Source organism: Wolbachia endosymbiont of Drosophila mauritiana (assembly GCF_004795975.1).
In the GTDB taxonomy this organism is placed as follows: Bacteria; Pseudomonadota; Alphaproteobacteria; order Rickettsiales; family Anaplasmataceae; genus Wolbachia.
This window is the reverse complement of the sequence record NZ_CP034335.1, coordinates 378087-394785: the sequence shown is the minus strand read 5'-3', so window position 1 is coordinate 394785 and position 16699 is coordinate 378087. Positions and strand designations below refer to the sequence as shown.

The 16699-nt window shown below is 34.7% G+C and carries 18 protein-coding genes and 4 pseudogenes; 7 read left to right on the top strand and 15 right to left on the bottom strand.

Annotation, left to right across the window (positions count from 1 at the left end; all coding sequences use genetic code 11):
- Positions 1–10 precede the first annotated feature (10 nt).
- The 9 genes and pseudogenes from EJB00_RS02095 to EJB00_RS02055 form a co-directional block, all read right to left on the bottom strand.
- Positions 11–1171 (bottom strand): phage tail protein, encoded by a 1161-nt coding sequence (locus EJB00_RS02095; RefSeq protein WP_135352803.1) that lies wholly within the window; start codon positions 1169–1171, stop codon positions 11–13.
- On the bottom strand, positions 1171–1971 hold the full coding sequence (locus EJB00_RS02090) for a baseplate assembly protein (protein WP_015588270.1): 801 nt from the start codon (positions 1969–1971) through the stop codon (positions 1171–1173). The genes EJB00_RS02095 and EJB00_RS02090 overlap by 1 nt, the downstream gene beginning before the upstream one ends.
- Positions 1972–1973: 2 nt before the next feature.
- Complete coding sequence (locus tag EJB00_RS02085; protein WP_135352804.1) at positions 1974–2309, bottom strand: GPW/gp25 family protein; 336 nt, start codon at positions 2307–2309, stop codon at positions 1974–1976.
- A gap of 2 nt (positions 2310–2311) precedes the next feature.
- Positions 2312–2566 carry a PAAR domain-containing protein gene (locus EJB00_RS02080; protein ID WP_015588268.1) on the bottom strand — a complete coding sequence of 85 codons (255 nt, stop codon included), beginning with the start codon at positions 2564–2566 and terminating at the stop codon, positions 2312–2314.
- Positions 2563–3027 carry a phage baseplate assembly protein V gene (locus EJB00_RS02075; RefSeq protein ID WP_015588267.1) on the bottom strand — a complete coding sequence of 155 codons (465 nt, stop codon included), beginning with the start codon at positions 3025–3027 and terminating at the stop codon, positions 2563–2565. The genes EJB00_RS02080 and EJB00_RS02075 overlap by 4 nt, the downstream gene beginning before the upstream one ends.
- Entirely contained in the window at positions 3014–3496 is a 483-nt protein-coding gene (locus tag EJB00_RS02070; RefSeq protein WP_135352805.1) for a hypothetical protein, read from the bottom strand. The genes EJB00_RS02075 and EJB00_RS02070 overlap by 14 nt, the downstream gene beginning before the upstream one ends.
- A gap of 9 nt (positions 3497–3505) precedes the next feature.
- Positions 3506–3994, bottom strand: coding sequence for a phage tail protein (locus EJB00_RS02065; protein ID WP_015588265.1), 489 nt, complete (start codon positions 3992–3994; stop codon positions 3506–3508).
- Positions 3995–4300, bottom strand: coding sequence for a head-tail joining protein (locus EJB00_RS02060; protein ID WP_015588264.1), 306 nt, complete (start codon positions 4298–4300; stop codon positions 3995–3997).
- Positions 4301–4397: 97 nt separating this feature from the next.
- Positions 4398–4727, bottom strand: a pseudogene (locus EJB00_RS02055) (major capsid protein); the annotation flags it as partial.
- 627 nt (positions 4728–5354) lie between these two features.
- Here EJB00_RS02055 and ltrA point away from each other — a divergent pair.
- Positions 5355–6902: a group II intron reverse transcriptase/maturase gene (ltrA, locus tag EJB00_RS02040; protein WP_135352711.1), complete on the top strand. Its 1548-nt coding sequence runs from the start codon at positions 5355–5357 to the stop codon at positions 6900–6902.
- On the top strand, positions 6899–7024 hold the full coding sequence (locus EJB00_RS06515) for a hypothetical protein (RefSeq protein WP_255324780.1): 126 nt from the start codon (positions 6899–6901) through the stop codon (positions 7022–7024). The genes ltrA and EJB00_RS06515 overlap by 4 nt, the downstream gene beginning before the upstream one ends.
- Here the strand turns inward: EJB00_RS06515 and EJB00_RS02035 are convergent.
- On the bottom strand, positions 7021–7683 hold the full coding sequence (locus EJB00_RS02035) for a WD_0033/WD_0034 family tandem repeat-containing protein (RefSeq protein ID WP_015588125.1): 663 nt from the start codon (positions 7681–7683) through the stop codon (positions 7021–7023). The genes EJB00_RS06515 and EJB00_RS02035 overlap by 4 nt on opposite strands.
- A gap of 79 nt (positions 7684–7762) precedes the next feature.
- On the opposite strand from EJB00_RS02035, the gene EJB00_RS02030 reads away from it, so the two are divergent.
- Together EJB00_RS02030 and EJB00_RS06345 are read left to right on the top strand one after the other, a co-directional pair.
- Positions 7763–8782 (top strand): Mrp/NBP35 family ATP-binding protein, encoded by a 1020-nt coding sequence (locus EJB00_RS02030; RefSeq protein ID WP_015588124.1) that lies wholly within the window; start codon positions 7763–7765, stop codon positions 8780–8782.
- A gap of 149 nt (positions 8783–8931) precedes the next feature.
- Positions 8932–9165: pseudogene (locus EJB00_RS06345) on the top strand (helix-turn-helix domain-containing protein); the annotation flags it as partial.
- Positions 9166–9287: 122 nt separating this feature from the next.
- Here EJB00_RS06345 and EJB00_RS02020 read toward each other — a convergent pair.
- Entirely contained in the window at positions 9288–10307 is a 1020-nt protein-coding gene (locus EJB00_RS02020; RefSeq protein WP_135352712.1) for an IS110 family RNA-guided transposase, read from the bottom strand.
- Between the two features lie 269 nt (positions 10308–10576).
- A pseudogene (locus EJB00_RS02015) lies at positions 10577–10978 on the bottom strand (AAA family ATPase); the annotation flags it as partial.
- 127 nt (positions 10979–11105) lie between these two features.
- Here EJB00_RS02015 and rsfS point away from each other — a divergent pair.
- A complete protein-coding gene (rsfS, locus tag EJB00_RS02010) occupies positions 11106–11423 on the top strand; it encodes a ribosome silencing factor (protein WP_015588220.1) in 318 nt (105 codons plus the stop codon).
- Between the two features lie 230 nt (positions 11424–11653).
- Positions 11654–12916 (top strand): tyrosine--tRNA ligase, encoded by a 1263-nt coding sequence (gene tyrS / locus EJB00_RS02005; protein ID WP_015588221.1) that lies wholly within the window; start codon positions 11654–11656, stop codon positions 12914–12916.
- Between the two features lie 102 nt (positions 12917–13018).
- Here tyrS and EJB00_RS02000 read toward each other — a convergent pair whose 3' ends face one another.
- The gene (locus tag EJB00_RS02000; RefSeq protein ID WP_015588222.1) at positions 13019–13768 is read right to left on the bottom strand and encodes an ankyrin repeat domain-containing protein; all 750 of its coding nucleotides are present in this window, start codon (positions 13766–13768) and stop codon (positions 13019–13021) included.
- Between the two features lie 504 nt (positions 13769–14272).
- Here EJB00_RS02000 and EJB00_RS01995 point away from each other — a divergent pair.
- A pseudogene (locus EJB00_RS01995) lies at positions 14273–14654 on the top strand (IS4-like element ISWosp8 family transposase); the annotation flags it as partial.
- Positions 14655–14846: 192 nt separating this feature from the next.
- Here EJB00_RS01995 and EJB00_RS06340 read toward each other — a convergent pair.
- Positions 14847–15278 (bottom strand): WD_0033/WD_0034 family tandem repeat-containing protein, encoded by a 432-nt coding sequence (locus tag EJB00_RS06340; RefSeq protein ID WP_225416302.1) that lies wholly within the window; start codon positions 15276–15278, stop codon positions 14847–14849.
- Between the two features lie 469 nt (positions 15279–15747).
- Positions 15748–16293, bottom strand: coding sequence for a WD_0033/WD_0034 family tandem repeat-containing protein (locus tag EJB00_RS01985; protein WP_015588223.1), 546 nt, complete (start codon positions 16291–16293; stop codon positions 15748–15750).
- Positions 16294–16699: the final 406 nt, after the last annotated feature.

Below are 16699 nucleotides of genomic sequence, written 5' to 3'. Positions count from 1 at the left end.
ATATAAGTGCTTAACTTATTAGAGATATTATTCGACTATCTTTCCAACTTCTGTGCAAATGTCGATGTTCGTGCCACTTCAGTACTCCCGGGTAAAATACTAAAATGTGCTTTTCTAATTCGTGTATTGAGTCTTTTTGTTCTGAATCTAAATCGTTTTTATAGTAAACGTTGTGTTCTGCTAAAACATATTTTCTGACCTTCTGATCTGTATAATTTTCTACTTTATAGTTGTGAGTAACGCTAAATCTTTCTAAAATTGGCTTGTGTTTTAAATTCCAATATTGCCCTGAAAGTTTATCGCTTCCCAATACAAATTTATTTCCTCTTTCTTCTACGCTACTAACTGGAAAGCACGTATTTATGTCTCCTAAATCCCAACTGTCTGATAATACTATCTGCGCTTTTGCAAATTTAATCGATGGTAATAAACTCTGTGGTAATGGATATAGTGCTTTTAAGTTGTACCACAAATGATTTCTTTCATAAATACCGTTATAATTCTTTGTGTGAGGCTCTGTTTCTCCAAGGATTGCTACATCTAGGCGATATATATCATTGCTTAAAGCTCGTTCATAATGATCGCGTAGATAGTTTTCTATAATCCTAATAACTGGACCACTAGACCTGAAAAAATTTACTCTTCCAAATGATAACACTGGTCCATCTTTTTCTATTTTTACCCCTGAATAATCAGAAAGAAGATCTCCAAATAAACTCTCATCCAATATAAATCTCTGCACATTATAATAATCGTTAAAAATCCTCATCAACCTCGATCTTACAGGCAGTGATAGTTTTGCCAGCTCTACTACTGCATCTACGAAGAAGTCATTTGGTACCTCTTTTATCCCTACTTGCAACTCAAAAAAGTGTTTACCGGGTGGTTCTTCGATGATTGTAATGTCTTCTATATTTGCCCACTTGAGTGCTATTTTAAGTGATTTAGGTGTTCCTCGCAGTCTTTGAAATTTTACTCCTTCTACTACTGCTTTTCTTCTATCTTTTACCCAGCGTAGTATTTCTTCTAAACCATATTCTTCTATTATCCACGGCAATGTTTCTTCTTCCAATCTAAATTTAAATCCTCTAATACAGCTTGGATCAACCTTATAATCTATCGCATCTACTAGCGCTTTTTCCTGTTTTGTTGCATTTGGTGGCAATAACATTAATTCAACTCAATCTTTAAATTTTTCAAATTTGCAGATTCATTTCCCAGAACCACAACATCCTCTCTTGGCTCGATCAATTCCACATTTTCTACACCATCTACAAATAGATTCGCTATTATCCATGATCTTGTTACACTCCACCCTAATCTTTTTGCTAATTCAAACTTCTTAATAAACTGCTTCTTGATTTCTTCCTCTGATATTACAGGACTCATGCTCATTCTGCTGTGAATATCTATTTCCGTAATATTGCAACCAATTACTGTTATCATATCTGTTAAAACCCTTATATCATCTCTAGTAACCTGCTTTTTTACAATTTCTAGTAGTTCTTCTGACACTATGCCAGTTGTGGATAATTGTGTTGATAAGATTGAAATTTGTACTTTCCCTGGTATAGGTGATTCTACTAATGCATCTTTTACTCTACTATCTGCTGACAGTGCCTGATAACGATAATACTCTTTACTTCCTCCTGTACTCCAGCCTTTTATTTTTGCTTTTATTCTTTTTCTAAATCGTTCGTCCTCTTCTTCTTTTTCTCTCTCTACTCCATAAAATTCAGCTAAATTACCAAGATCTTCTCCCGTTGCAAATTTTAGTAAATTACTTTTTACAGCTTCATTTATTCTTTCTCTGAGTAACAACTCTCTCCATGCTGCCACCTCCAGAATCTTTATCGCTGGATCACTTTCAACTAATGCTGTAAAACTTGTGTCTCGATTTACTAACTCTTCTTTCATTCTCGAAAATATTTCCTCATAGCTTAGTTTTTCAATAATATTAGATGTTTGCATTTCTAAACAACTACTCCACTAATATTTATGAACTTGCCTTCTGAAAGATACATACCTTCAAGTACAAGAGTCATTTTTCCTTCTTTAGCTTCAGCAATCTTTACTTTTTCTAACTTAAATCTCTTCTCAAATTTCCCCAGTGCTTCTGCTGTTGCTGCATAGATCTTCAAAGTAAAATCTCTACTGATTGGTTTATTCACTAATTCAAATAATCTTGAGCCATAATCTCTCCTCATTATTCTACTGTTAATAGGAGTGGTCAGTATATCAATTATCGACTGCTTTAAGTGCTCTATTCCTTCTAACGTTTTTCCTGTTTTAGCATCCATACCCTTCATTTCTATTTTGCAAAGACGCTTTCACTGCCTTTTATTACTTTAAACCCACATGAAACTATATCTCCTACTCTTCCTACACCAAGACCATTTGCAAACACTGTTTTTGATCCTTCAGTTAATGCTCTTCCTTCACTAAAACTGTCTCCTTGTCTACACATTGACTTACCGTTTACAAAAACATTATTACTTCCGCTAATGCAGAAATGTGGTATAGCTTCTCCACAGTAGTCTCCTAACCTCACTATTCCTTTGTTCAATTTAAGTCGATCCTTTCTGCTTTCAGTTTTATTCCACTTTTTGTCATTTCTATGCTCGATTCCCCAGCTTTCAGTGTTATTTTATCTACTACTTCAATCTCTAAATGATGTTTTTCCTTATCATATAACAATCTTGTTCCATCTTGAAACTTCACACTATTTATTTCTTTTTTATTCTCTGGTGCAGGGTATTTTTCCTGATATATTCCTCCTAATACCACTCCTAATGATAGTTCACCAAGAGGAGAAAATATCATAACCTGTTCATCAATATCTGGCGGAGACCAATCTCTATCTTTTCCTGCTTTACTTGTTATCCACGGTAAATAATCTGTTAAAAATTCTCCTATTTTCACTCTTACTTTTGCTTTTTCATAATCTATTTCTTTTACAATTCCTATACGAATAACGTTTGCTAGCTTCCTATTCAGCTCTGAAATCGCAAAACTATGATCCAACATTTATATTTCCTACGTTTATTGTATGTGGTTTAATTTTCCCCTCTTCCCATACTGATTTACCTAAATGAAGCTGATGACTCCAATCAACCATCCACACTAAATATGCATCGAGCTCTGGCCTAAATCCGTCAATTTCCGCAGAGATAAATTCTCCTGGTGAAACATTTTCCACATTCCAAGTATTTTTATTTACTACTCTCGCAACCTCAGCAGCTAATGTTCTAACAACTACCGAGGAATCCTCTACTGTTCCATCAACTACAATCCTCGCCTCAAACCTGGCTTTCAATGCTAATTCATCAGTACCTGCATCTTTACCTGGTTCTAAACTTGTTAGTTCTACAAACACCTCTGGCGCTACTAATTCTTTCCTTATTGCTGGATAAATTTCACATGTCTGTATAGCCAGTATTTCTTCCTTCAGTGTGCTGCAAATTGCTTTATGTAAATCTTTCCAGAACTTTGTCATGCATATAATTTAACTTATGTAATGTATAAAATATTTTTCAAATACCTTTTCAACTTCATAATTAACAAGATTCCCTATTATCCTTGAAGCCTCAGGTTCGAGTGGCAACTTAACTTCCTTTATTGGCAATGCTGCCCTTCCTTCACGTTTAAACATACCGCTATTTCCTTTTGGCATAACTGCTGCAAATCCTCCTATAAACTCATGCTTTCCTACTTTCGATCCTCTTCTTGTTTTTTGTATTTTGCCAATTGTCGATGCTCTAATGTCGTAGAGATTTGCTCTAATTAACACTTCTAATCTGCTTGTTTTTGCTTTAAAAATTCTTAATCTCTTTCTTATCAAACTTAATTTTATTCTCTTTTCCTCACTAATTTCCTTAGCTGCTTTTGATTTTAGCCATATTGCTGTTTTGTTTAATGCACTCACCGTCACTTTTTCCACTTTTTTCCTTTCAGCATCTATACTTTGTATAATACTACCGGTGTTAATACGCATTTATACTCCTGACGCTCGAATTTTCCATACCATTCCTGAATTATCTTGCAGCGGTGGAGAATATACTTTATATTTACGGTCACCTATAACAAAAATATCTCCTACAATTGGCTGCAGTACATCAAATGCACTTATTTCCAACACTAAAGTTTCTCCTACAAATTGCCCTTCACCAATCTCGTATAATTTATCTGGCTCTTGCTTTAACACCTGTACCATATATGACTTATCCTTTGATTTATATAAAGCCACTTCTCCTAAATGGGCAAAACAATCTTCTAATAATCGCTTAATATTCTCTTGCATATTTCTTTTTGATATACTAACCTTTACATGCTAAGAAAGCGCATACCGGTAGAGTCGTTCTGTGCCTCACCACCTTGTAGTTACTCTACCAGTATTGTTATGCTGCAACGATCTTGACCAAAACGGCCGGGCGGTGGCACATTGGCAGAGGATTTGACTGCGTATGTAAATCGGTCCCTCTATCAAATCTTCTTGGCTCTTGTTTTGCATAGAGTGGCTGTCCGAGAGTATTCACCGTCTCATTAAAGTCTGCTGGTGCAAAATATGTTGTAAACGTGCTTGCTGTTCCTAGTGGAAAACAGTGCCCTGTATCTTTCTCAATAAATCTTCTAACCGTTCCTTCAGGGTCAGTTGCTTGCCCTCTATATTCCTCAAACGTTATGCCACAAAATGTAAACCCTGACCTCATATCATTTCGAAGTGGTGCGACCTGAAAGTCTTCGGTCATATTGTTTAAAAGGAGAGGAATTCCTCCAGAAAGAAACTGAAAGGATTCTAAAACTTATTAAACCAGATGTTTTGCCATCTGAGTCTACGCATCAGTGCGAATCGGGCAACCGGTTGGTGCCAAGCGATGCGGACAATGAACCTCCTCTTGAAAAAGAAGATGCTCAATCGTGAGAGGAGCATAAACTACAAGCATCATGTGGTTGGAGAGCTAGGCTAGTGGTATGGTGAACGTAAGTGAAACTTCAAAGTATCGTAATTATGAAGGAGCTAAAGATGCTGATAAGCTCTAACCAAAAAGGTAATGTGGATAAGTTACATTTCTCATTTCTAGATGTACGCAAATAATAACTCCACCGGTATAGAGAAGTCACCTAACCCACTGTTGTATGACAGAAGGAACAGGGTAAGCCTGTATTTTCGCCTACATGGCAAGCAAACCGCAAGGAATGCTGATGGAAGTGCAGGTAAAGGAGAATGGAGAAAGCGAATGCCATTTTGTAACGAAATGGATAGAATTTGTAACATTAATTCGCGTGAACGAGCAGACTTCCGTTTGTTCCCTCGTGACAAGAAACTTTGTTAACCACTTAAGGTAGGAAAGCAGATGATTACAAGTAAACCTGTAAGTGCATCTACCGAAAGCTTTGAAGCATGGAAGCAGTTGCCATGGAAGAAATGCCAGAAAGTTATTGTGAGGCTACAAAGACGTATTGTTAAGGCTGTCCAAAAAGGAAGATGGGGTAAGGTAAAAGCTTTACAACATCTTCTCACACGCTCTTTTAGCGGAAAAGCTTTGGCTGTTAAGAGAGTAACTGAAAACCAAGGAAAAAACACAGCGGGTGTAGATCGTCAATTATGGTCAACTTGCAATGCTAAATTTCAAGGAATAAAGCAGTTAAAGCAAAGAGGATATAAACCTTCTCCGCTAAAACGGATTTATATCAGTAAATCTAATGGCAAAAGAAGACCTCTTGGAATACCATCGATAAAAGATAGAGCCATGCAAGCATTATATCTGTTTGCTCTGGAACCGATAGCTGAAACAATCAGTGATCGTCACTCCTATGGCTTTAGGCCTAAAAGATCCTGTGCAGATGCTACAGTAGCTTGTCATTTGTTACTGGCAAGTCGTAATCAACTACAATGGATACTTGAAGGTGATATCAAAGGATGCTTTGACAACATTAATCATGAATGGCTTATGAAGCATATTCCTATGGAGAAGAAAATTCTGCATAGTTGGTTAAAAGCTGGCTTCCTAGAATCGAAAACTCTGTATCCCACAACTGCAGGTACCCCGCAAGGTGGTATAATTTCTCCAATACTAGCCAATTTAGCCTTAAACGGACTTGAAAAGTTATTGGAAAGTCGATTTGGTAAACTCGGCAGTAGAAGAAGAAACAAAATCAGAAGTGGAGTGAACGTAATCAGATACGCAGACGACTTTATTATTTCAGGTTTCACACATGAAGTACTGGAAAATGAAGTTAAGCCTTTAGTATCATCTTTTCTTCATGAGCAAGGTTTAATTCTTTCAGAAGAGAAGACAAAGATTACATCTATCACAACAGGGTTTGACTTTCTTGGTTGTAATGTACGTAGATATAATAAGAAGTTAATTATTAAACCTTCGAAAGAAAGTATTAAAAGACTTCTTAATAAAGCACGTACATTGATAAAAGCAAATATAGCGAACACTCAGGCTATAGTAATTAAGTCACTCAACTCTCTACTGAGAGGATGGGGAAATTACTATCACCATGTGTGTGCTAAAAAAGCGTTTAGAAAGATCGACAATGAAATTTGGCATAGTTTATGGAAATGGGCAAAAAAAAGACATCCTCGTAAAGGATTACGTTGGATAAAGAATCGTTACTTCAAAGTAATGGGTCAACGCCAATGGGTCTTTGCTGCACCCATATGCAAGAACAAACCAAAAGAGATACGGTATTTAAGACTGCTTAAGCTGATTGATATACCTATCAGACGACATGTTAAAATCAGAGCGGATGCAAATCCCCTTGACTTAAAATGGAAAAAGTATTTTGATGAGAGAGTGAAACGAACAAGAATGTTAGCAAGCTCTTTCTCAAGAGAAGGTTCTCTACTGTTGGTGTCACCATTAAGAATGATGTTTCCTGAGGAATCATGAAGGACAAGCCGGTTCTAGAAAAGAAGAACTTAGATAAGGGGCTCAAGCGTAGTGTGGGGAAACCTGCATGCTGCGTTTCTAAGGGAGGGGGTAGTAGTAATACTGCTTCCTTACCTGACTAGTTACAAAATTCCTTATTATTTTCATATATGGCAAAGCTAATTGGTGTTAAAATATGCGTCAGACCATCTGAAAATTGTAAAATATTTTCAGCAATAAAAACGCCTTGCAGCATATCATTATTTTGAGCTTTTTCTAAAATAGAACTGATACATTCTTTATTACCTTTATATATAGAGAAACTGAGTGGTGTTAAAGCATACTCCATAGTATTGAAATACTGTACAATATTTCTAGCAGCAAGAATATCTTGTAGTATTCCACTGTCCTGGGCTTTTGTTAAAATATCATTAATATATCTTGGCTTATTGTGATTTATAGCAAAGCCAAGCGATGTTAAGGTGTACATCAGACCATCTTGATAGTTTATAATATTTTCAGTATTAATAATCTCTTGCAGTGTACCGTTATTTTGAGAATGTATTAAAATAGAATTAACGCATTCGTCATTACATTTGAATATGGCGAGGCTAAGTAGTGTTAAAGTGCGTTCCCCACCTCTTGGAAATCGTGTAGTATATCCTATTGTAAGAACTTTTAGTAAATCATTCTCTGAGGCTACTTTCAAGATATTATTAATTCCCCCACCATTTGATATTACCTTTTTCAACTTAAAATGCAAATTTCGTTGTACTTGTGTTAAGTTGTTATCATTTAGCATATTCTTGTAACCTCGCTTTAAAGTCAGTGCAGTTTAATTATTCTATGTTAGTATACACCAATAGAAAAAATTTCATCATATGTTCTGGAAAAAATTTACACAGGTTAATGAGGAAATCGTAAGAGAGAGCCTAAAAAAGGTTATAGAGAAGAAAAGTGGTAAGAATGTTGGTGTAGTATCCTCAATTGTTATTAAGGGTAAAGATGTTGCTTTTGCTCTTGAAGTTACTGAACCAAATGAAGAATTAAGAAAAAATTGTGAGCAAGCTGTTAAGGCGATACCGGGAGTAGGAAAGGTTACTGTAGTTGCTACTGGTCAAAAACAAGCTAGGCAACAAAAAGCTAAACTTCATATCGAAGGAGTGAAAAATATAATTGTCGTTGCTTCTGGTAAAGGAGGTGTGGGTAAGTCGACAGTTGCACTAAATCTAGCTCTTTCGTTAGCAGAATTAAAACATAAAGTTGCGCTAGTTGATGCAGATATATATGGTCCTTCGATTCCTAAAATGTTGGGCACTGAGAAATTAAAACCAGAAATACAGAGTGGTAAAGCAATGCCTATAGAGAAACATGGTCTCTATACTATTTCAATTGGCTATTTTATTGATAAGGACCGCGCAGCAATATGGCGTGGATCTATGATCACAAAAGCACTTTACAATTTGCTAATGGGAACAAGGTGGTCTGATATAGAATATTTAATCATTGATACACCGCCTGGCACTGGCGATGTACATTTAAGTCTGATGGAGAATTTTAGTTTAACTGGAGCAATAATAGTTTCAACTCCACAGGAGCTTGCTTTAGTTGATGCACAAAAAATTTATGATATGTTCACAAAGCTCAGCGTGCCAATTATCGGCATTGTGGAAAATATGAGCTATTTTGTTCAAGATAATTCAAAAATACACATATTTGGAAAAGGTGGTGCAAAAAAAATGTCTGAAGAGCTGGGAGTCAAACTCTTGAGCAGAGTTCCTCTAGATCCGCAAATATGTAGTGCTTCTGATTGTGGAAATCCTTCAATACTAAGTGAGGATTTAGTAAGGATTTATGAAGGCATTGCTAAAGATGTTAGGTCTTTTGTATGCAGTCTATAAAGTTTTTTTAAACTACTTTTAAAATAGGTAGAATGTAATTTTAGGTGAATAAAATATTTTAAATGGCAGCAGCTACCTCGTATCTGGACAGACAATAGACTTCTTGGATAACTTAAGAAACAAGTAGTAGAAGCAATATTAGAGAAGGTATAAATTTTGAGCAGGTAAGTAAACTTGATGAAGAGAAGCTTCGAAGACTAAGAGGAGTAAAAAGAAAAACATTGGAAAAATAATAGAAATTTTAATAGAGGAAGAGGCCAAGAAAAAGGCAAGAGGAGGAAAACCAAATAAACAATGCATATTTATTAATAGCACTCGAATATTTGTGTAAATACCGTACATATTTCCATATAGCGCAAAGCTATGGAATAAGTGAAAGTTCTTGCTAACGGCTGAATAGAAGATGCATTGATAAAACATCCAGATTTCAGGAAGATAAAGAGCTATTAAAGTTAAATAGGAGTATGCAAAAGTTTTATAAAAAGGGAATGTTCAACTCCTATGATTATTGTCCAATAGAAATTTCAAATTTTGTAAAATCTTTAAAAACCCAGTTATTTTTAAGAGTGTAGAAAATAGTTATAAGAAATTTTCTAGCAGTAGCAGTTATAGCCTTAGCAGAACCACGCTTCTTTTTTATATGTTCATAAAAGCTTTTCAAGTAAGGACTGTAACGTACAGCAATCCAAGTACATTGAACTAAAGAAGTACGCGCTATTTTTGACCCTCGTTTGGTAATTCTTCCAATTGTACATTGCTGATTAGATTGAGAAACTCTTGGTACAACTCCAAAATATGCAGTAAGTTTCTCAGGTCTACGGAAATCATTAATGTCTCCAATTGTTACAATAAAAACAGCTGCAGAAATTGGACCTATTCCCTTTATGCTGATAAGATTGCTGAACCCAGGAAGTTGTTTAGCGAAAGCTATAATTTCCTTTTCAAGCTTTTTAAGGCTTTCTCGGATAGCTTCTAAATGATAGCTAATCACTTCAATTTCAACTTTTTCTAAAGGATCCCAATTATGCTTTTGAGTAGCACGTTCAAATCCTACTTTAGTTGTAAGTACTTCTTTTTTAATTTTTATTCCATGGTAATTAAAAAGACCATGAACTTTATTGATTAAAGATACCCGTGACTTTACTAACTGATCTCTCGTTTGAAGAAGAGAAGCTAACTGCTGGCATTGTTTGTTTTTGCACCTTGCCTCAGGCAACATATCTTTGCTGAGAAAGAAAGCAATAGCTCGTGCATCATGCTTATCTGTTTTGTTCACAGAGCGACGAACAACTTCAAACTGCCCAGGAGCAATTATTACTATGCATTTAACGTAAGGTGAAACTGCATCATAAAAGAAACAGCTATTACCTGTTGCTTCTATGGCTACTTCATCTGTTTCTTGAAGATCTTTGGTGAAATTATCCAAGTCTTTTAAGCGAAACGTTTGAATATGCTCAGGTTTCCCTTCCTGTAAGTAACAAGCAGTAAAACTATTGGTATGTAAATCAACTCCAATGTGACGCATATTTTTTCCTCCAATTGCATATTTCAATATATCAGAGTAGAATATTGCCGGTTGTTCCAAACTCCTATACGAGGTCATCACATCACATTTTGTGAGCCTCACGATGATTTTCGGTGGCAGGGGCAGTTAATCTCTCCTACGAAGTCTTCTTTCTATTCTTCATATAAGAGCAGAAAGTGCTTCAGAAAAATATCCAACCTGCCACCTAGTCCACTCTGAGAAGTTATTATCTTCTCTTGCTTACAACCAAGCAATACTTATTCATACCATCTCTCATGCTCTCTTCCCTTTGATTGAACGCGCTTTACTAGTTCTCCACTATTACAATATAACACCACAGGGAGAATCTCCACATTCATTTTTTTACTTAAATTCACCACTGATTTGTATACTCTTTGATCATAGTAATCACCTTTTATCAATTCGTTTGTAAATATATAATGCTTTGATTCTATATGGTGTTTTTCCAATATTGCTAACATATTCTCTCTAATCACAAAAATTTTTTCCCATATTTCACTTGTAACCTCAGCATTTCTGAAGTCAATCATATCAAATATAATATTATTAAACAGGTTATTGTCTACTATCACCCCATCAATAATATTACACAGCTCTTTTGCAATCGTAAGTTTGCCACTACCTGGAAATCCGATTAAGTAAATGATCATACCATCAGAAAACTATCATATATTACAAATATATGTATTATAAACGTTACACTAGAAGCATATCAAAATAATTCATATTCAGAAATTTTGAGTGTATAATTACAGATAAATTATATAATTTAGAATAATGAATGGTGATACAGAATCAATAAAAAATACAATTGTAGATTTAATAGATCAAAACAAAGGTCAAGATATAGTTACTTTTGATTTGCAGAATAAAACTGTCATTGCAAAATATATGATCATTGCATCCGGTGATTCGAGCCGCCATGTAAAAGCATTAGCTGAGCACGTGATGAAAAATCTCAAGCAATACGATAAAATAGATGTAGAAGGTATGGATGAAGGTAACTGGGTGATTGTGAATTTTCAAGGTATAATGGTTCACCTATTCAGGCCAGAAGTAAGAGAATATTATAAGATAGAAGAGTTATGGAATTGATTATTCAGGTAGCTGTTATACAATTGCTCGAATGTTGTAGTTTTGAAGGCAACTCTTATGAAGTTGGTGGTGTCATTCCAGTGCTTGACACTGGAATCTAGAAAACTTAATCATAAACGAGCACACTATACAACATTTTTGATGAAATTTCATAATAAACTGGATTCCAGCGTCAAGCACTGGAATGACGCCATCGTTAACAACACCGTTTACACACAAAATAACATATTATGAAACATAAATCCGAGTTTTTAAACTTCATTCAAGAAAGAGGATACCTATATCAATGTACAAACATTGATAGGTTAGACCAGCTATTATCACAAGATAATTATATAATTGCATACATTGGGTTTGATTGTACGGCACCAAGTTTGCATATTGGCAGTCTCATTCAAATCATGATGCTCCGTCACCTACAAAAATTCGGTTATAAGCCAATAGTTCTACTTGGAGGTGGCACAACAAAAATTGGTGACCCATCTGGTAAAGACAAAGCAAGAAGCGTCTTGCCGATAGAAGATATCAATCAAAATATACTTGGTATAAAGAAAACCCTCGAGAAGATGATATCTTTCGATTATGGAAAAACTGGTGCAATCATAGTAAACAACGCAGATTGGTTAGATAACATAAAATATATAGACTTTTTGCGTGATATAGGGACACATTTTTCTGTAAATCGCATGTTAGGCTTTGATAGTGTGAAAATTAGGCTAGATAGGGAGCAAAATCTAAGCTTTCTCGAGTTTAATTACATGTTGTTACAAGCCTATGATTTTGTCGAGTTGAATAAAAAATATGGCTGTTGTCTGCAAATTGGAGGGTCGGACCAATGGGGAAATATAGTAAACGGAATTGAACTTGGCAAAAAGTTAAATTTACCTGAGCTGTTTGGTCTTACCACACCTCTTTTATTAAACGCACAAGGAAAAAAGATGGGCAAAACTGAAAGTGGGGCAGTATGGCTTGATGGCAGTATGCTAAATTCTTATGACTACTGGCAATATTTTCGCGATGTTGATGATCAAGATGTTGGTCATTTCTTGAGACTTTTTACTGATTTACCAATTGATGAAATTAAAAAATTAGAGTCCTTGAAGGATCAAGAAATAAATGAAGCAAAAAAGGTCTTGGCAACAGAGGTAACAAGAATATGTCATGGTGATAAAGAAGCAGAAATTGCACGACTTACTGCAATCTCTGCTTTTGAAAATCAAGACAGTTCATTGCTTTCTGGTTACACTATCACAAGAGAACAAGTTACAAATGGCATACTCCTGATAGACTTGCTGCATGACACCGGTTTTGAACCTTCAAAAGGTGCAGCAAAGCGTTTAATACAGGGAAATGGATGTAAAGTTAATGATAATACTATAAATGATATTAACTATATAATAAACTCTGAAAGCTTTAAAGGTCAGCCATTTATCAAATTATCTGCAGGAAAGAAACGTCATATTAGAGTTATGGTGGGTGAAGTAAGAAAGTAAATTTGTCTCTGTTCAGCAGAGTGGTAAAGTAAGGTAGGCGAGAAAAGACAATTATAGGGACAAATGGATATCATTGAAACAGCTGACACTGTGGCAGAATCGCTAGGTAACCCTACTATTGCTAGCAGTTTCTTGTGCTAAGATTGGTTTATCAACTTGAGTATCAGGCTTTGACAATTTATATATAGCATTGCCAACTATTAGTGCTGTTGCTGTAATTGCAACTACTGCTATAACTATAGGTATTAACTCAGCTGTAATTGCTCCGGCTGTAAAAAGTGCTATAGATATAGCAGTACCTAATAATGCAGTTACTCCACCGGCAATCCACCCTTTCTTAATTGCTGAACGATTAAGATAGTGTAAAGGAGTCTCTCCCCATATATCTACTGAATTAACATCGGCACCTTTTTTTATTAGAGCATCTACCATGACCATATTGCCACGTAAAGCAGCCCAATGTAAAGGAGCCCTTCTCAATATATCTACTACATTAACATCGGCACCTTCTTTTATTAGAGCATCTACCATGACCATGTTGTCACATAAAACAGCACCACATAAAGGAGTCTTTCCTCCTGCACCTTTTTCATTAACATTTGCACCTTTTTCTATGAGAGCGTTCACTATATTTTCTAGGTTACAGAAAGCAGCTAAATGCAAAAGAGTCACTTTTTCACCATCTTTAAACACATAATTTATATCAAAGCCAGACTTTTCCCACTTTTCATATTCCTTTGAATATCTTTTCAGCTCATTTTGTATTTTTTCAATTACGTTATCTTTGCTTAAATCTTTGTCAACATTAACTAAACTCAATAATTCGTGCCAATTTGAAATTTCCATTGCCATAACCTTACCTTTAATTTTCAATAATATATTTAATTATATGATAAGAAGTCAATTTAAATAAATTACACATACATGGAACTTATCAGATAAATATATAATATGAACTAGATTTCAGCGGGCTTTGTTGCATCACTATCTATAAAAGGCTAACTATACAAGCAACTTATTGAAAATCTTATTTTTTGCAATCAATCTGATCAAATTTAAGAATAGTAATTTATTGTTTGTACTAGTAAATTTAATTCTACTTAAAATAGCTAAAGCATTGAAATTCTTGAATTCTAGCTAGATTAGTGAATGATAGTAAAACTTCTTTTACTTAAATTTAGATATTTACTGACTGTCCTTACTATAAATGCTAGAATAATAAGCTATTGATATTCAACATTTTTATCTTTTATCCATCGTAGATAGCGATGCAACAAAGCCCAATGGCGTCAACTTAAGGAAAGATGTTAAGGAGTAAAATACTGTAAAAAATAGGACCTTTGGTTTCTATTTTATTTCAATAAAGAAGATATCAGTAAAGCTTATCTATTAAGGTGTCACATAGAGGAGTGCTATAAACGACTCAAAGTAGAAGCAGAATTAGAGAATTTTTCTGGGATAAATTTAGAAACAAGAATTTTGTGCAAACTTGGTCATGTGCAATACTTCATATGTGTGATGCACAAGAACCTTGGAACCCAGATCAAATTGCTGAGTATCGTTTAAATTTTTCAGTTTTATTTGGTGTAATGAGACAGAAACTTTATCAGGTGCTTATTAGCACCAAAAAACTTTCAAACCCTTTTTAAAATACGCACTAAAGTTAACGTGAAGATTGTATAGCCACAATAAAGTAGATAAGCCTAAACGCCATAATGTCTTTAGAAGAGCTTGCTAATTTATTCTCTTAAGTTAACGCCATTGCCTGAACAGATACATAAAAAAGTAGTACTTGCAAGAAAGAGTTACTTAAGAAATTAATTAACTTTGCTATTTTCTCTAACATACCTAGAAGAAATAGATACATTATCTAATGCAGTCCTAATACTAGCATTGTTCTCATTAACAACTACAGCTAGCTCACAAGCATTCAAAGTATATCTACCATATGGAAACAGTACAGTTCAGTAAATGCACCTTGTAGCATGCTACTATTTTTAGCTCGTATTAAAATAGAATTGACACATTCATTATTACCTTTATATATAGCAAAGGCAAATGGTTTAATGACATACGTCACGCCTGGAAGCTGCACAATATCTTTAGAAGTAAGGATATTTCGTAGTCTATCACTATTTTGAACTCGTATTAAAATAGAATTGATACATTCGTTATTGCCTTTATATATAGCAAAGTTAAGTGGCGTTAAAGTATACGCTATAATATATAAATACTGTACAATATTTCTAGAAGCAAGAATATCTTGTAATATACCATTTTCTTGGGCTTTTGTTAAAATAACATTAATATACCTTCCCTTATTATGATGTATGGCAAAGCCAAGCGATGTTAAGGTGTACATCAAACCATTTTGATAGTTTATAATATTTGCAGTAGTAAGAATATCTTGTAGTATACCATTGTTTTGAGCTTGTTCTAAAATAGAATTAACACATTCATTATTGTCTCTATGTATAGCTAGGCTAAGCAGTGTTAAAGTGCGTCCTCCATCTGTTGGAAATCGTGTAGTATATCAAGTGATATAGAACTTTTAGTAAATCATTTCTTGAAGCTGCTTTCAAGATATTACTGATGCTCCTTCCATTCCATATGGATCTTTTTAGCTAAAAATACAAATCTTTTTGTTTTCATGTTAAATTTTGATGATTTAGCATATTTTTGTAACCTCGCTTTAAAGTCAATGTAGTTTAATTATTAAAATTAATGTGTCAATATACACCAGAGTGATATTAAAGGATTTTTGATGAGTAGAAGTAACCTCTGTGCAAAAAGTTCCTTATGAACCTGAGCGTTCAGGAAGGACAAGGTAATCAGAAAGTAATTCTATTTACTTGTAGTCTAGGAGGAATAGATACATTATCTAATGCACTACTAATCCTAGTATTCCTTTCATTAATCGCTGCAGTTGGTTGAAAAGTGGCACAGATATATCGTGGTATGTCATTAATTCGTACTATAATAGAATTAATACATTCAATATTACCTTTATGTATAGCGATGCCAAGTGGCGTTAAGCTGTACGTCTGATCAGTTGGAGATATTACAGCATTGTGATTAGCAAGAATATCTTGCAATATACCACTATTTTGAGCATGAGTTAAAATCGAATTAATATGTGCATGATTACCCTCATGTATAGCAAAGCCAAGTGATGTTAAGCTATACGTCCAACCATCTGGAGAATACAAAGTATTTTTAGCAGTAAGAACTTCTTGCAGCTTACCATTATTTTGAGCTTGTCTTAAAATAGAATTAACATATTCATTGTTATTTCTATATATAGCAAGGCCAAGCAATGTTAAAATGTATGTCCAACTATTCAGAATATCCTGCGATACAACATTATTTTGAATCATTGTTGAAATGGTGCGACCTGAAAGTCTTCGGTCATATTGTTTAAAAGGAGAGGAATTCCTCCAGAAAGAAACTGAAAGGATTCTAAAACTTATTAAACCAGATGTTTTGCCATCTGAGTCTACGCATCAGTGCGAATCGGGCAACCGGTTGGTGCCAAGCGATGCGGACAATGAACCTCCTCTTGAAAAAGAAGATGCTCAATCGTGAGAGGAGCATAAACTACAAGCATCATGTGGTTGGAGAGCTAGGCTAGTGGTATGGTGAACGTAAGTGAAACTTCAAAGTATCGTAATTATGAAGGAGCTAAAGATGCTGATAAGCTCTAACCAAAAAGGTAATGTGGATAAGTTACATTTCTCATTTCTAGATGTACGCAAATAATAACTCCACCGGTATAGAGAAGTC

What these genes read in the sequence shown, in the direction of transcription:
- EJB00_RS02020 (WP_135352712.1), bottom strand. Translation starts at nt 10,307, where the DNA reads ATGCGTCACATTGGAGTTGATTTACATACCAATAGTTTTACTGCTTGT.
- EJB00_RS02075 (WP_015588267.1), bottom strand. Translation starts at nt 3,027, where the DNA reads ATGTTGGATCATAGTTTTGCGATTTCAGAGCTGAATAGGAAGCTAGCA.
- tyrS (WP_015588221.1), top strand. Translation starts at nt 11,654, where the DNA reads ATGAAACATAAATCCGAGTTTTTAAACTTCATTCAAGAAAGAGGATAC.
- EJB00_RS02035 (WP_015588125.1), bottom strand. Translation starts at nt 7,683, where the DNA reads ATGCTAAATGATAACAACTTAACACAAGTACAACGAAATTTGCATTTT.
- EJB00_RS06515 (WP_255324780.1), top strand. Translation starts at nt 6,899, where the DNA reads ATGAAGGACAAGCCGGTTCTAGAAAAGAAGAACTTAGATAAGGGGCTC.
- EJB00_RS01985 (WP_015588223.1), bottom strand. Translation starts at nt 16,293, where the DNA reads ATGATTCAAAATAATGTTGTATCGCAGGATATTCTGAATAGTTGGACA.
- EJB00_RS06340 (WP_225416302.1), bottom strand. Translation starts at nt 15,278, where the DNA reads ATGTACACCTTAACATCGCTTGGCTTTGCCATACATCATAATAAGGGA.
- ltrA (WP_135352711.1), top strand. Translation starts at nt 5,355, where the DNA reads ATGATTACAAGTAAACCTGTAAGTGCATCTACCGAAAGCTTTGAAGCA.
- rsfS (WP_015588220.1), top strand. Translation starts at nt 11,106, where the DNA reads ATGAATGGTGATACAGAATCAATAAAAAATACAATTGTAGATTTAATA.
- EJB00_RS02095 (WP_135352803.1), bottom strand. Translation starts at nt 1,171, where the DNA reads ATGTTATTGCCACCAAATGCAACAAAACAGGAAAAAGCGCTAGTAGAT.
- EJB00_RS02090 (WP_015588270.1), bottom strand. Translation starts at nt 1,971, where the DNA reads ATGCAAACATCTAATATTATTGAAAAACTAAGCTATGAGGAAATATTT.
- EJB00_RS02060 (WP_015588264.1), bottom strand. Translation starts at nt 4,300, where the DNA reads ATGCAAGAGAATATTAAGCGATTATTAGAAGATTGTTTTGCCCATTTA.
- EJB00_RS02070 (WP_135352805.1), bottom strand. Translation starts at nt 3,496, where the DNA reads ATGACAAAGTTCTGGAAAGATTTACATAAAGCAATTTGCAGCACACTG.
- EJB00_RS02085 (WP_135352804.1), bottom strand. Translation starts at nt 2,309, where the DNA reads ATGAAGGGTATGGATGCTAAAACAGGAAAAACGTTAGAAGGAATAGAG.
- EJB00_RS02030 (WP_015588124.1), top strand. Translation starts at nt 7,763, where the DNA reads ATGTTCTGGAAAAAATTTACACAGGTTAATGAGGAAATCGTAAGAGAG.
- EJB00_RS02000 (WP_015588222.1), bottom strand. Translation starts at nt 13,768, where the DNA reads ATGGCAATGGAAATTTCAAATTGGCACGAATTATTGAGTTTAGTTAAT.
- EJB00_RS02065 (WP_015588265.1), bottom strand. Translation starts at nt 3,994, where the DNA reads ATGCGTATTAACACCGGTAGTATTATACAAAGTATAGATGCTGAAAGG.